Genomic DNA, 14,164 nt, shown 5'->3' with positions numbered 1-14,164 from the left:
CGGCCCCTCGGGCTCCGGGGGTGGCCTCCCCGACGACGCCGGGAGCGGCACCGCCCGGCGCGCGAGGACGCGTTCGTCCGCGTGGGCGGAGACGACCCACCGCTCCGCGGCGTCTGCGCGCGCGACGTCCTCGCGCGTCCACCGCACCACGACCCGGACCCGGGCACCCGGGGCGAGTTCGGCGCGCCGCGGCACCATCCGCGCCTCCGGCGTGACCCTCAGCGTCAGGGCCTGGGCGACGTTGCCGTCGTTGCGGAGTTCGAGGATGGCGGCGACGCCCCCCTCCGGCGAACGCGTCGCCGGTTCGACCCGCGTCCACGTCACCGAGGGCCGAGCGCGAACGTCGAACGCGACGTCGCGCGTGCGTGGGCCGGACGCCTCCCCCGCGAGCGTCACCCGCATCTCCGCGCGCCCCGCCGCCGCCCGCGCCGGCACCGCCACGGTGACGAGCACGGTCCGGCGGACGCCCGCCTCGAACGACGCGCGGCGGGGCGCGTCCAGCACCGTCCAGCCGGCCGGTGGGCGGACGTCGACCGCGACGTCCCACCGACCCGACGCGAACGGACCGAAGGGCACGGCGACGCTGGTCACCTCCCCCGGCGCGACGCTCCGTGGCGACACCTCCTGCGCGTGGACCCCGGCGCCGGTGGCAAGGACGCAGGCGCCGAGCCCCACGGCGAAGGCGCGCCGCCCGGCGGCGGCCACGAGCCGCAACCCGCCCCCTGCCCGCGTGCGCCGCGCGGTCCGCACGGCGCCTCAGGGAGCGTCCGGCGGATCGAGGTCGAAACGGACGGCGACGACGTCGCGAGCGTCGTCGCGAGCGAGCGCCAGGAGGTGCAGGGGGCGCGACGGAAGCGCGCCGAGGACGGTTCGGACGCGCGTCCCCGCCCCGGGGTAGAGGCTCCGGACGCCCGTCCGGGTCGTCGTGAGGACCTCCCCGTCGGTCGGGTCGACGACGCGCACTTCGAGCGTCGGGCGGCGCACCCAGCGGGCGCCGTCGTTGTGCACCTCGAGGTCCAACGTGACGGCGTCCCCCTCCCGGTCGAGCGCGGCGTCCCCGAGCTCCAGCCGCGGTCGGGCGGCCCCCCCGACGTCCACCACGATCTGCACCGCGTACCGGCGGACCGGGCGGAGTCCGACCGCGGTGCGGTCCTCCGCCTCGCCGGTGGCGCCCTCCGGGCGCGGGCGAACCATCAGGGTCGCCCAGTAGGTCCCGTCGACCCCCGTCTCCGGGACGCGCAGGCGGTACGCGACGTCGCGGGTCTCGTCGGGCCCCAGTCGCACGACGCTCGGGACGTCGATCCACGATGCGGCGGAGCGCGGTAGCGTCCCCGCATCGAGCCACCCGTCGCCACCGGGGCGCACGCGGTAGTCGCGCAGGGTCAGGGTGACGGTCCGATCCGTGGGGCCATCGTTCGCCAACCGGACCGAACCTTCGACGACGTCCCCCGGTCCAACCGGGTGGACGTCGGCGAGGCCGGAGGGCACGTCGATCTGCGCCCACGCCATGGAGGTCACGGCGGTGGACGCGAGCAGGGCGGCGAGGCGCGTGGCGCGGCGGCCCGTCGAAACGGACCGCCGGCGCGCACGGGGATCGTTCACGGCGTCGGGTCGACCGCGGTGTACACCAGATCGAAGGTCGTCGCGTCGAAGGCGCCGCCCATCGTGAGGTCGACCTCGACGGTGTACGTCACCGTCGCCGGCGTCTCGCCCGACCCCTGACCGCCGTCCGCGTTGGCGGGGATGACGGTGGCGGGCGAGCCATCCATCGACACGGTGGGGACGACGTTCGAGCCATTGGAGCTAAAAATCGTCGTTTCAGGATTACTGCCGATTTGTACTTGCGCCGATTTGATCGCGGCGTACTTGTACGCACCCGTGCCGTCCGTCGCTCGGGCTGTCGGGTCCACGTTGGAATCGTCGAAGTGCACGGTCATCGCCACGCCCTGCCCGAGGGTGTAGTCCATCGTGGTGCTGTCGTCGACCTGCACGGCGGACGTCGCGCCGACGTCGAACGCGGCGTTGTCCCACTGCATCACCGGCGTCTGTCCGGTGATCGTGATTTGGTTGATGTCGGACAAGCCCATGCTGAGCGTCTCGCTCGCCGTGACGTCCTGCGCCCACGCGGGGCTGGCGAGCAGGGCGAGGGCCGAGAGGAGGAGGGGGAGGGAGCGAAGCGTGAAGGGGGACGGCATGCGAGCCACCTTTCTGCCGCCACACGGCGGCGCGAGAACGAAGGGTCCACGGCCGCCGCCGCACCGTGCACCTACGCGTCGGTCGGCCGGGCTCGACGCGCGGCACGTTCGATGCCCGGCGCGACGACGCTCCCGGAGGGTAGGGACGCTTCGTTACGGTCGTTTGGTGTGCGCCGCGATGCCGGCCGAGACCGGGGCCGCCGGCGCCGCGGACTCCGGAACGGCGATCCAGCGGTAGCCGCGCCCCCGGACCGTCTGCACGAACGTCGGGTTCGACGGGTCGTCCGCGAGGGTCTGCCGGAGGATGCTGACGTGGTCGTCCACGGTCCGTTCCAGCTCTTCGCTCATCGCGCCCCACACGCGGCGCAGAATCGCTTCGCGCGACCACAGGCGGAGGGGGTGCGCCGCGAACAACGCGAGCAGATCGAAATCGAGGGTGGACAGGGGAAGCCACACGCCGTCCCGGAGGGCGCCGCCCCGGGCGACGTCGACCACGAGGTCGCCGAACCTCAGCGGCCCTCCGACCTGCCGGTGGCGGACCACGACCCGGAGCCGGGCGGCGAGTTCGGCGAAGACGAACGGTTTCGGGAGGCAACCGTCCGCCCCGAGGTCGTAGGCGGACAGCGTGCGTTGGACGTCTTCGTCCTCGGTGAGGAACACGAACCCCAGTTCGGGAAGCTCTTCGCGCAGGATGTCGACGAACCCGATCTCGGGGGACGTCGGATCGACGTCGATCACCACGACGTCGCTGGCGTGGGCGCGGCGGAGGGCGTCGTCGCCGGAGCGCACGTCCGCCACGCGGAACCCGTGGGCCCGCAACGAGCGATGGAGCAGGGTGAACAGGGACCGGTCGGAGCCGACGAGGAGGACGCGCGGGCCGATCGGGTTCGGGTGCGAGACGAGCGACGCATCGACGGTCGGTCCGTCGGGATGCGCACGACGGGCACGGGAGGCGTCGGGGCGCCGGTCCTCGTGCGGAAACGGAACGAAAGCGGGAACGTCGGACCCCATCACGGCGCCTCCTTCGCAACGGTCGTCACGAACGGCGCCGCTCCGTTCGTCGGTAACGGTTGGCCGAACACCGTAGCAAACCACCGCACCCAAGGCAATGGGGGGCCGCCCGGTTCGGGACCGACGCCACCCCTCCGAGCCCACGCGGAGCTCGGGGCGTTACGGCGTCACGCCGGGGGGAAGGAGGGCGGCGTCGACGGGACGCCCCACCGCGCGGAGGGCGCGATCGGGGCGGTCGCCGATGATCCCGTCGACGCCCATCCGTAGGAGCCCATCGATCTGCGCGCGGTCGTCGATCGTCCACGCGTGCACCGGGATGCCTTTCTCGTGGGCGGCGTGCACCACGGCCGGGGTGACGACCCGAACGCGGCCCCGCTCGACGGGCACCTGCAGGACGTCGAACGGCGGTCGGTAGGGTCCCGCCAGGCGGGCGCGTGCGAGAAGAACGAACGTGCGCACCTCACGGGGGGTGGCGGCGGTCGCCACCCCCGGACAGGCCGCCCGGAAGGCCGCCATGGCGTCCTCGTGGAAGCTCCCGACGACCACGTCGCCCGTCCGGCCCTCCCGACGAAGCGCGTCGCAGAGCGCCGTCGCGGCGCGCGTTCCCGGCGGTTTGACGTCGATGCCGAGCGGCCGTCCGGGGTGGGCGCGCGCGACGTCCACGAAGCGGGGGACGCCCACGCCCGACCCGCGGTACGTCGGGGGGCCACCCCCCGGCGGCGGCCACGCCGCTGCGGCGTCGAGGCGGGCAAGCTCCGGCCACGTCAGGTCGGCGACGGCGCCCACCCCGTCGGTGGTGCGGTCGACCGTGGCGTCGTGGATCACGACGAGCTCGCCGTCGGCGGACAGGTGGACGTCCAACTCGAGCGCGTCCACGCCCAGCCGCGCCGCGAGGTCGAACGCGGCGAGGGTCGATTCGGGCGCGAGGGCGCCGCCGCCACGGTGGGCGATGACGTGAGGGGGGTCCGGCCAGGCGTCGGTGAAGGTGGGGTGCATCGTCGAGCGACTCCAGGCGGGGAACGTCGCGAGGACGTACGTGAGGGGCGAAATGACGGTGGCCATGACGTGCGTGGCCGCGGAGTCCCCGAGCTTGGACGCGTGCGCACGCTCGAACCAGAGCGGCCGAACTCCGCTCGCCTCGGCGCGCGCCCGCGGCCACGGAACCCCCGAGCCCCCTCGCACCGGAGCGGCCGGGAGCGACCGCTCCGGACGCGACACGCCCACCTCGACTCCGGCACGGGGGCGGCCGGCGCCCCCGATCGGCGTGCTACTCTAGGGACGTTCGTCATCTTGACACGCCGGTCGCACGACCGGCTTCGCCTCACCTCCACGTGGAAGGGAGCCGCCCATGCGCATGCTTCGCTCCATCGCTCTCACCGCCGCCCTCGCGGCGGCGTCCGGAGCCCTTGCTCAAGAACCGCACACCGTGCGCGTCGGCATGCAAGCCGTCGGCACGTTCAGTTGGGTCGTGCACGCCATGCAGTACTTCGGCGTCGACGAGGAGTTCGGCCTCGACCTGCAGCCCACCACGTACGCCACCAAGCAGGCCACCGAACTGGCCCTCCGGTCCGACGAGGTCGACGTCGTGGTCGACGACTTCGTCGGGGCGGTGCAAATGCGCGAGCGGGGCGTGGCCGTGCAAACCGTCTACCCCTACGGGAAAGCCGTCGGAGGGGTCGTCGTCCCTGCGGACAGCGACATTCGAGCGATCGAAGACCTCGAGGGCGCGACCGTCGCCGCGGCCAGCCTCGACGACAAGAGCCTTCTGATTCTGCGGGCGCTCACGGTCAGCCAGTACGGCTTCGATCCCCAAACCGACGGGGAGACGCTCGCCGCGGCGCCTTGGCTCATGACCGGCCTCATGGACGATGGCGAGATCGATGCCGGCATTCCATACTGGCACTTCGTGTCCCGCATGACCTATGCCGGGGAGTACCGCGACGTCATGATGGTGACGGAGATGCTCGAACGCCTCGGGTTGCGCAGCGATCTGCCGATCCTCGTGCTCGTGGCGCGCGAAGAGGCCGACGACGTCGCGGTCTCGCGGTTCGTCGAAGCGATGATCGAGACGACCGAGCGCATGAAGGCCGATTCGATGGACGGCATCTGGCAATCGATCCTGGACGAAGAACTCTACAGCCTCCCCGACACCGCAGCGTTCCCCGAAGTTCGGGCTCGCTGGGAGGCCGGCCTGCCGGACGGCTGGACGCAGGACCAGATCGACGGCCTGTCGTCGCTGGTCGAACGGCTCGTCGACATCGCCGGCGCGGAACTCGTCGGCATCGACGCGATCCCGGCCGACGCCTTCACGACGGAGTACGCCCCCGGCAACTGAGGGCGGTCGAACGCATGTCGGGTTCCGGAGGGCTCTCATCACGTCGTCGCGCATGACCGCCCCGGGCCGTCCCCCGGGGCGGCCCCCCACGCGACGTCGGGACGGAGCGCAACCCCCCTGGACCCTACTCGCGTCGTACCTGTCGATCGTCGTGGCATGGGTCGTGGCGGCCGGAGCGCTGCCCGACGAACTCATGCCGGGGCCCGTCGCGACCTTCGAATTCGTCGCGCGCGAAATCGAGCGAGGCGTGCTGTGGATGCACCTCTGGGCCACGACGCGTCGGGTCCTGGTCGCGTTCGCCTTCGGAATGAGCGCGGGGGTCCTCTTGGGCGCGGCCATGGGGCTGTCGCGAACCGTCGACCGACTTCTGCACGGTTGGTTGATCGCCGGCCTGACGGTGCCTCGAATCCTTCTGTTCGTGATGAGTTACCTCATCTTCGGCCTGTCGGACGCGGCCGCCGTCATCGCCCTCATGGTCACGATCTTGCCCACGATCATGGTGCAGGTGCGTGAGGGTACGCGTGCCATCGACCACCGCCTCGTCGAGATGGCCGAGGTGTACCACCGGTCCCGCGTCTCCATTTGGCGTCGCGTGGTGCTGCCGCAGGTCATGCCGTACGTCGTCGGGACCGCCCGCAGCTCGCTCTCGCTGGCGTGGAAGATGGTCGTGCTGGCCGAACTGCTGGGGCGCACCACCGGCGTCGGGTACCAGATCTCCTTCTACTTCCAGATGTTCGACATGGTCGGGATCCTCGGCTATGGCGTGACGATGATGGTGATCCTCGCGATGGTCGATCTTCTCCTCCTCGGAGGCTGGCAACGCAACGCCTTTCGTTGGCGTGCTAGGTCGGGAGCGGACGCCTGACGTGACGACCATCGTCGCCTCCGGCATTCACAAAAGCTTCTCCGCGCCCGACGGCCACAGGTTCGAGGCGCTCGCCGACGTCGACCTCCAGGTCGAGAACGGCGAGTTCGTGTGCCTCTTGGGCCCGAGCGGGTGTGGCAAAACCACGCTCCTGAACGTCCTGGCAGGCCTGATCTCCGCCGACCGGGGCACGGTGGAGGTCCGCAGCGAGGACGGGCGTCGTCCGCGCGTCAGGACCGTCTTCCAAGAGTCGAGGTTGCTCCCGTGGATGACGGTACGCGAGAATCTCGCCTTCGTTCTCGACGGTCCCGACGATCACGTACGGCCTCGCGTCGACGCCTGGTTGCATCGCGTCGGGCTCGACGGAACCCAGGACTACTACCCCCACCAACTCTCGATCGGGATGCAACAACGCGTCTCGGTGGCCCGCGGCCTGATCGTCGAGCCGGACGTCTTGTTCATGGACGAACCCTTCGGGGCGCTGGACGAACTGACGGCGATGGCGATGCGCGAGGAACTCCTCGACCTCTGGGAGGACATCGGCCTGACCATCGTGTTCGTGACGCACAATCCCCTCGAAGCGGCGATCCTCGCCGACCGCATCGTCATCATGGGCGGACCCCCCGGTCGCATCACCCACCAGGAGGACGTCGCGGCGCAACTTTCACGGCCCCGCGACCCCGACGATCTGGCCCTGTGGCGGTTGGCGCGCTCGGCGGTCAAACGGCTCGCGTAAGCCCTCCCGGCCGCCGACGGCGGCCCGGATCGGGACGTTCGTCTCTGGTCGATTTTTCTGCCCGATTGTAACGCCCGTCGCCTTGTGGTACCTTCGGCCCGTTCGATTCATGCGGATGTGGGGAGCGGGCGTGACGCATGTACGTCGTCTGCATCGTCCCCAGCCATCGCGCCGTTTTCACGCCCTCGCATCGATCCCGCACGGCGATCGGTGTTTTCGACCGGGAGGTTTTCTTCGATGCATGCGCACGTCCGTTCCCTGCTCGCCACGGCCGGTCTCGCCCTCCTCGGATCCGCCCTCGCTCAGCTCGGGGTGGCGTCGCACCCGACGCTCGGCCCGCACCTGACGACCACCGACGGATCCGTTCTCTACGCCTTCGTCCCCGACGCGCAGGAAGACAGCACCTGCGTGGGCGGGTGCGCCGAGGCGTGGCCGCCCCTGCTCGCGGACGGAGACGTCGACGTCGCCGACGACCTGGACGCGGACGCCGTCGGTACCATCGAACGCGCGGACGGCGCCCACCACGTGACGTACTTCGGGTGGCCGCTCTACACCTTCGCTCAAGATGCGGAGCCCGGCGCGGCCAACGGGCAGGCCCTCGACGAACGCTGGTTCGTCGTGGCACCCGACGGCACGCTCGTCGACGGCCCGGAGGCGTCCGCCTCCGACGACGGCGCCACGGAGATGTCGCAAGAGGCGTTCGACGCCCTCTACCGCGAGGGGATTCGGACCTACCGCACCGTGTGCGCGGCATGCCACGGCAACGGCGGGGACGAAGTCCTGTCGTCGCACGTCGTCAAAATCCACGACAACGACAATCTCGCCGATGCGTCGTACGTCATTCGCCAGGTCATTCACGGCAACGGCTACATGCCCGGCTTCGGGGGCACCCTCGACGACCGGGAGGTCGCTGCCGTCGTGACGTACGTCCGTACTTCGTGGAACAACGAGTACGGACCCGTGGGAGAGGAGGAGATCGCGCAGTATCGCTGAGGGGCGATGGCCCGCGCGCCGCGACAGGCAGGGCGTGACAACGTCCCAGGCGCGCATCGCGGACCACCGCTCGACGACCTCGTCCACCCGTGGGCGCATCCACGGTCGGACGGCACCGCACGAACCTGCACCGATACGGAAACGGAGAGTCGCCCTTATGAACCCACGCTTCGGTACCTTCGCGCTCGCGCTCATCCTGGCGTTCGGCCTCTCGCCCGCGTTCAGCCAGACCGTCGACGACCTGATCGATCCGCCTCCCGGCGAGTGGCCGCAGCTCGGGCGTGACGCGTCCCAAACGCGCTACAGCCCTCTCGACCAGATCGATACCGGCAACGTCGGCGACCTGGCCATCTCGTGGGCTCGCGATCTCGGCTTCCAGCAGTCGCACCAAGGGTCTCCGTCGGTGTGGAACGGCATCATGTACGTCCCGATCGAAGCCGGCGTGCTCGCCCTCGACGCCACCAACGGGAACGTCCTGTGGGAGTACTTCTCGCCGAACATCGGGGACGTCATCACCGACACCGCCGTGCGGGGCGCCCCGGTCGTGCTCGACGGCAAGGTGTTCGCCACGCTCAGCCACGGTGCGATGGTCGCCCTGGACGCCGAAACCGGCGACGAGCTCTGGTACGCGCCCCTCACGCAGGAGGAGCGCAACGAGGGGTTCTCCACCAACCCCATCTTCGCGGGCGACCGCATCATCGGCGCACCGAACGGCGCGGACAACGGCGGAGCGCCCGGCAAGATCCACTCCGTCGGCCTGGAGGACGGGGAGTTGTTGTGGACGTTCGACATCGTCCCCATGAGCCCCGACGACCCCGCCTACGCCACGTGGACGAACCCGCCCTCCTGGGAGGCCGGCATCGGTGGGGCGTCCGCCTGGAACGCGGGCGCCTACGACCCCGTCTCCAACACCGTGCTGTACGGCACCGGTCAGCCCACTCCGTGGGACCGCGTCGACGAGCGCCGCGCCGACCCGGACGGCAACGTGAGCCAGGATCTCTACAGCGCGAGTTGGGTGGCCTTGGACGCCGACACCGGCGAGATCCGCTGGTACCACCAGGTCGTCCCGGGTGACGAGTGGGACATGGACCAACACACGGTCCCGATGTTCACCAACGTGGAGTACGAGGGCGAAGACCGGCGGGTGGCCGTCATGGCCACGACGGGCGGATGGATTCTCGTCGTCGACGCACTGAGCGGCGACATCCTCGAAGCGCACCAAGGCGCCGAAGAGGTCACGGTCCACCTCGGATACGACGAGGAGTTCAACCCCATCATCAGTGACGATGCTCGTGAAGCGATGCAAGCGGGCGAGTACTACCGCATGTGCCCTGGCCTTCGTTGGGCGCACATCGCGCCGCCCGCGTTCAGCCACGACACCGGCCTCTACTACCGGCCGAACCAAATGGCGTGCATTCGCTACAAGGCGCAAACGATGCCCGAGGATTGGGCGCCCGGCGACCGCGCCTACTGGTTCGAAAGCGGCGAGACGCAGGATGAGGACTGGTTCGATCGGCTCGGCGCCCTGACCGCGTTCGACCCCGTCACCGGCGACGTCGCGTGGGAGTTCGGGTACGACTACGGCTACGACGCCGCACCGGTCGCGACCGCCGGCGGTCTCGTCTTCTCGGGCTTCACCGACCGCGTGTTCCGCGCGTTCGACGCGTCGAACGGCGACGTGCTGTTCGAGCAAACCCTGACCGCCGGCTCGCGCGGAGGCACGATCACGTACGAGGTCGACGGCACCCAGTACGTGGCCACGCTCATCGGCCTGAACGCGCCGAGTGCAGGGGCGATCGCCGACTACAACCCGAACGTCGATCAGCCCCTCCCCGTGGCCGGGAACGCAGCGGTGTTCGTCTTCGCCCTGCGCTAGAGCGCAGACGACACCGTCGCCACCTACGTACCATCGAACGTTCGGGCGGGCCGGAACCACCTCCGGCCCGCCCCTTCATGGACCCCACGCTCCCAACGAAGAGGAGGGCGTCGTGTACGACAGGCCCGACACCGCACCCCCCCACCCCTCGACGATGCGGCGTTCGTGCGCCGCGCATCTCGCCTCGATCCTGGCCATCGCCGTGGCGTTGGCCCTCGGCCCCACGTCGCAAGCCTCCACCGACCCCGAAATGCGGTTTTGCGCGCCGCTCAACGCCTGGCCCGCCGCCGATCGCGAGCGCGGCGGGTACGACGTCGACATCGCACAACTGCTCGCCGACGAGCTCGGAGCCGACGCCACGTTCGAGTGGATTCGCTTCGACGACGTCGGCGTCCGCGACTCCCTCCACGCCGGCCTCTGCGACCTCATGATCGGGATGGGGGAGGGGGTGGCGGGGACGTTGAGCACCGTTCCCTACCTCCGAACCCCCTACGTCTTCGTGTCGCACGAACGCCGTGATCTCTCGATCGAATCCCTCGACGATCCCCTCCTGCGCGACCTCACCATCGGGACGTACCAGTTCGGAACGCCGACGATCGCGTTGCGCAACCGAAACCTGGACGACCGCGTCGAATTCGCCGCCGACGTGACCGACGAGGGCGTGGACCGCCACGCTCCGATTCTCGAGGCGGTCCTCGACGGCTCCGTCGACGTCGGCATCGTCTACGGCCCCGTCGCGGGGGCTCGGGTCGCTGCAGGAGCGCCGCTCACCATCGAACCGGTACGACCGGAAATCGACTTCGGCGAAAGCATCATCCAGCACTCGCGCATCTGGACCATCGGGGTCCGTCCTCACGACGAAGCCCTCCGCGACCGCCTCAACGCCGCCCTCGCACGCCGATGGGAGGACGTGCGGTCGATCCTCGAGCGCCACGGCGTTCCGATGATGGACCTCTCGCGCCCCAGCGAGGCGGCCCCCATCCCCGACGACGTCCTCCGCATCGGCATCGTGCACCCCTCCCGCACCCCCGCGCAAGTGCCCGGGTTCGTGGTCGGAGAGCACGCCCGGTTGGCGACCCGCATCGCCGAGAACGACCTCGGCCGAAGCCCGGCCATCGCCGACTCGGTCCGCATCTACGAGGCGAGTGCCCCGACGTATCCCTCCACCCTGCGCGCAGCCCGGGCCCTGATCGAGAACGACCGCATCGACGTCCTGATCGGCGGGTACGACGACCGGAGCGCGCTCGGCCTCGCCGACCTCGGCGCGACCCACGACGTCCTGTTCCTGAACGTCGGCTCCGCGCGTGCGTCGCTTCGCAATCCGTCCTGTTTTCCGACGACGGTCCACGTCGCTCCCGACGACGCCGCATACGTGCGAGCCATGGTCGGGAGTGGGCTCGCGCTCGATCCCGAACCGGAGCGGTGGTACGCCGTGGCGGAAACGTCGTACGCCGACGAGGACGCCGTCCATCCCCTCGAGGCCGCCGTGGAGACCGCCGGCGCGACGTTCGCGGGTTCCTCGGTGGTCGACGCCGACCAACTCGTCTACACCCGTACGTTCGACGCCATCGCAGACGCGGAACCCGACGTCGTCGTCCTGCTCATGGACGAAACGTCACAAGAGCGGTTCCTGTCTCAGGCGGACAACGAGGAGGTGGCGTGGGCCGTGACCGGCCTTCCCACCCTCGCATCGCAATCGCGCACCTTCCTGCAGCGGTTCCTGCAGGTCTCGCGCGACCTGCTCCGCACCCCGCGCGTCGCCGCGTGGGACCCGGCCTTGGACCGCGACGTCGCGACCCGCTTCGCCGCGCGCACCGCGGAATCGATGAGCGGTGCGGCGTGGACCACGTACGCCGCCTTTGCGATCCTCTTCGACGCCGTGGAACGCCAGCACGGCCCCGAGGCGGATGCGTTGATCGACGCATGGACCACCGCGTCGGCCCTGGACGTCGCGAAGGCCGAGCCCGCCTCGCTCCGTCCGTCCGACCGCCAGCTGCGCTCGACGCTCTACCTCGTCCAACCGACGCCCGACGCGCAATGGGGTCGCACACCGAGCGAGCGGACCGCCACGGCTCGCGTCGTCGACACGGTCCCCACCCGGGACGCGTGGCCCTCGGCCGAACCCTCGACGGACTCCGGACCGGCGGTGTGCCCCCGCCCGTGAGTCGGCACACCGCGGCGTGCCCGACGCCCCACCCCGCCGCGTACGGCCCGGCGCGTCGTGCCTCAAACTTCGGAAGCGCCGCCCCGCCGTCGCCGCCCAAGGCCCGCGACGCCCCCCGACCGGAGGGCGAGGCCCAGCAGGAACGTCGCCGTCGCCCACAGGGACCACGCCCGGGGGGGACCGACCCAACGAAGGTCCGGCGCCACGAAGGGGCGCCGGACGTCCCCCCCACCGTCGGTCGACCCCACCGTCGCCTCGCGCCGACCGGGCGCGACCGCCTCGAGATCCACGACGTTCGCGACGGACGCATCCGTGACGGTGGCGTCCCGATGGACGAAGGCGTGCCGAATCGTCCCCGCCTCGAAGCTCGAGGGGGGCACCACCTCGGCGACGTACGTCGTGGCGTCGGGCGGCGGTAGGGGCAGTCGGGTGGCCCAGCGCCCCGGCTCCCGGCGATCGAGAACGCCGACGGCGACGACCTCGCGCGTTCGCTGGGCGCGGACGCGAACCGCGGGGGCCCAGCTCATGGGAACGCTCGGGTCGACGTCGAGCACGACGTCGACGTACAGCGGGCCCGTGGACGTCGTGAGGCGGTACGGACGACTCGGAACGCTCGACGCCGTCCAGCGCGCCACCTGACTCCAGAACGGGCCGAACGACGCTCGCTGCGTCCACGTTCCGGCCCACGGCCCGTCCGCTTCGGTGGCGAACGCCGCCACGCGACCCAAGCCGTAACGCCATGTCGCCAGCAGGGGGTCGTCGTCGTCCTCCTCGAAGAGATGGACCGACGCCTCGGGTTTCGGCGTCGTCCGGACGTACCCCAGCAACGTCGGAACCTCGGCGTCCTCTGGCCCCTCGAGGAACGCCGGCGGTTCCCCCTCGGACCATACGGGGGACGTGTCGCGCTCCTCGATCGGGTCGGCCGACAACAACATCGCTTCCTGGGTGAGGATCCCCGGGAGGGCGCGCGCATCGCGGGCGAAATGCAGCGAGCCTCCCCCCAGCTCCGCCAACCGGCTCAACTGACCCCGGCTCGTGGCGTCCCCGATGCCCACGAAGGTCGTATCGACCCCCAGGCTGCGAATGCGGCCCAACACCTCTTCGAAATCCCCCTCCTGCGACAACCCGTCGGTCATCACGACGACGTGGCGCGTTTCGGCGTCGCTCGCCGCCACGACGTCGTAGGCCTCCACCAAGGCGGGATAGATGCTGGTCCCACCCCCCGCCACCAGCGTCCCGAGCGCCTCCCGGAATGGGCGGACGTCCGCCGTGGATCGCAGCGGTAGGACGCGGGTCGCCACGGCGTCGAACGCGACGAGTGCGGCCATACTCCTCTCGCCGAGGAGTTCGACCGCCTCCAGCGTCGCGCTTCGCGCCAGATCCATGCGCGTCGCGCCGCCCTCCACGGCGTTCATGCTGCCGCTGCGGTCGAGCACGAACGTCATCGCGACCTCGGGCACCTCGTCTTGCACGAGCGACGAAAGGGGGGACACGGCGTCGAGGCGCGTCGAGTAGTACCCACCGGGGCCGAACGCGCTCGGTCCCCCCACGATCACGAGTCCACCCCCGTCGTCGCGGACGAAGCGCTCCAGCAGGTCCCGATGGAACGGGTGAACGTCGCGCGCTGGCACGTCGACGAGGAGGACCGCGTCGTACCGACCGAGGCGCTCGCGCGTCGCCGGAAGACGCTCCGGCACGACGCGGTCGACCTCCAACCGCTGGGCCTCGAGCGCATCGACGAGCGTCCCCCCCACCGCCTCCGATGACGCGACGGCCAGCACGCGAACGGGGGAACCGACGTTCGCGACGACCTTCGCTTCGGCGAGCAGGGTGCGCCCCGAACCCGGGTCATCCCCCACCCGGCGAAGGACGTGCGTTTCCACCCCCTCCGACGCCGCCTGCAATCGCACCGTCGTGCGCCGCGCACCCGCAGGCAGCTCCACCTCGTGTACGACCTGGCCCCCGGCATCGACCACCTCCAGCGACGTC

At 70.8% G+C, this 14,164-nt stretch carries 12 protein-coding genes; 6 read left to right on the top strand and 6 right to left on the bottom strand.

All coding sequences use genetic code 11. From position 1 onward, the window contains the following. From RI554_07365 to RI554_07345, 5 genes are all read right to left on the bottom strand, one after another. On the bottom strand, positions 1-705 hold a 705-nt coding region (locus RI554_07365; GenBank protein ID MDR9391833.1), incomplete at its 3' end, for a hypothetical protein. Between the two features lie 51 nt (positions 706-756). Beyond that, complete coding sequence (locus tag RI554_07360; GenBank protein MDR9391832.1) at positions 757-1,602, bottom strand: hypothetical protein; 846 nt, start codon at positions 1,600-1,602, stop codon at positions 757-759. Beyond that, positions 1,599-2,195 (bottom strand): hypothetical protein, encoded by a 597-nt coding sequence (locus RI554_07355; protein MDR9391831.1) that lies wholly within the window; start codon positions 2,193-2,195, stop codon positions 1,599-1,601. The genes RI554_07360 and RI554_07355 overlap by 4 nt, the downstream gene beginning before the upstream one ends. 153 nt (positions 2,196-2,348) lie before the next feature. After that, the gene (locus tag RI554_07350; GenBank protein ID MDR9391830.1) at positions 2,349-3,206 is read right to left on the bottom strand and encodes a response regulator transcription factor; all 858 of its coding nucleotides are present in this window, start codon (positions 3,204-3,206) and stop codon (positions 2,349-2,351) included. A 159-nt stretch (positions 3,207-3,365) separates the two neighbouring features. Beyond that, positions 3,366-4,268 (bottom strand): glycerophosphodiester phosphodiesterase, encoded by a 903-nt coding sequence (locus RI554_07345; protein ID MDR9391829.1) that lies wholly within the window; start codon positions 4,266-4,268, stop codon positions 3,366-3,368. Between the two features lie 286 nt (positions 4,269-4,554). Between RI554_07345 and RI554_07340 the strand changes: the two genes are divergently transcribed. The 6 genes from RI554_07340 to RI554_07315 all read left to right on the top strand — a co-directional run bounded on the left by RI554_07340 (position 4,555) and on the right by RI554_07315 (position 12,175). Further along, the gene (locus RI554_07340) at positions 4,555-5,541 is read left to right on the top strand and encodes a PhnD/SsuA/transferrin family substrate-binding protein (protein MDR9391828.1); all 987 of its coding nucleotides are present in this window, start codon (positions 4,555-4,557) and stop codon (positions 5,539-5,541) included. A gap of 151 nt (positions 5,542-5,692) precedes the next feature. Further along, a complete protein-coding gene (locus tag RI554_07335; protein ID MDR9391827.1) occupies positions 5,693-6,406 on the top strand; it encodes an ABC transporter permease subunit in 714 nt (237 codons plus the stop codon). Between the two features lies 1 nt (position 6,407). Next, positions 6,408-7,142 carry an ABC transporter ATP-binding protein gene (locus RI554_07330; protein MDR9391826.1) on the top strand — a complete coding sequence of 245 codons (735 nt, stop codon included), beginning with the start codon at positions 6,408-6,410 and terminating at the stop codon, positions 7,140-7,142. A gap of 237 nt (positions 7,143-7,379) precedes the next feature. Beyond that, positions 7,380-8,135, top strand: a complete 756-nt coding sequence (locus RI554_07325; protein ID MDR9391825.1) for a c-type cytochrome — start codon at positions 7,380-7,382, stop codon at positions 8,133-8,135. A gap of 157 nt (positions 8,136-8,292) precedes the next feature. Continuing rightward, positions 8,293-10,011 (top strand): PQQ-binding-like beta-propeller repeat protein, encoded by a 1,719-nt coding sequence (locus RI554_07320; protein MDR9391824.1) that lies wholly within the window; start codon positions 8,293-8,295, stop codon positions 10,009-10,011. A gap of 112 nt (positions 10,012-10,123) precedes the next feature. Next, positions 10,124-12,175, top strand: coding sequence for an ABC transporter substrate-binding protein (locus tag RI554_07315; GenBank protein ID MDR9391823.1), 2,052 nt, complete (start codon positions 10,124-10,126; stop codon positions 12,173-12,175). A 62-nt stretch (positions 12,176-12,237) separates the two neighbouring features. Here the strand turns inward: RI554_07315 and RI554_07310 are convergent. Continuing rightward, positions 12,238-14,164 (bottom strand): VWA domain-containing protein (locus RI554_07310; protein MDR9391822.1); only part of this gene is annotated, 1,927 nt, incomplete at its 5' end.

The organism is Trueperaceae bacterium (assembly GCA_031581195.1).
GTDB lineage: Bacteria > Deinococcota > Deinococci > Deinococcales > Trueperaceae > SLSQ01.
Note: the sequence above shows the minus strand (reverse complement) of the source record. Positions and strands in the feature narration are given on the sequence as shown.

Excerpts from the sequence above, each read along its gene's own strand:
- RI554_07340 (MDR9391828.1), top strand. The coding sequence starts at position 4,555 with ATGCGCATGCTTCGCTCCATCGCTCTCACCGCCGCCCTCGCGGCGGCG.
- RI554_07355 (MDR9391831.1), bottom strand. The coding sequence starts at position 2,195 with ATGCCGTCCCCCTTCACGCTTCGCTCCCTCCCCCTCCTCCTCTCGGCC.
- RI554_07350 (MDR9391830.1), bottom strand. The coding sequence starts at position 3,206 with ATGGGGTCCGACGTTCCCGCTTTCGTTCCGTTTCCGCACGAGGACCGG.
- RI554_07345 (MDR9391829.1), bottom strand. The coding sequence starts at position 4,268 with ATGGCCACCGTCATTTCGCCCCTCACGTACGTCCTCGCGACGTTCCCC.
- RI554_07320 (MDR9391824.1), top strand. The coding sequence starts at position 8,293 with ATGAACCCACGCTTCGGTACCTTCGCGCTCGCGCTCATCCTGGCGTTC.
- RI554_07325 (MDR9391825.1), top strand. The coding sequence starts at position 7,380 with ATGCATGCGCACGTCCGTTCCCTGCTCGCCACGGCCGGTCTCGCCCTC.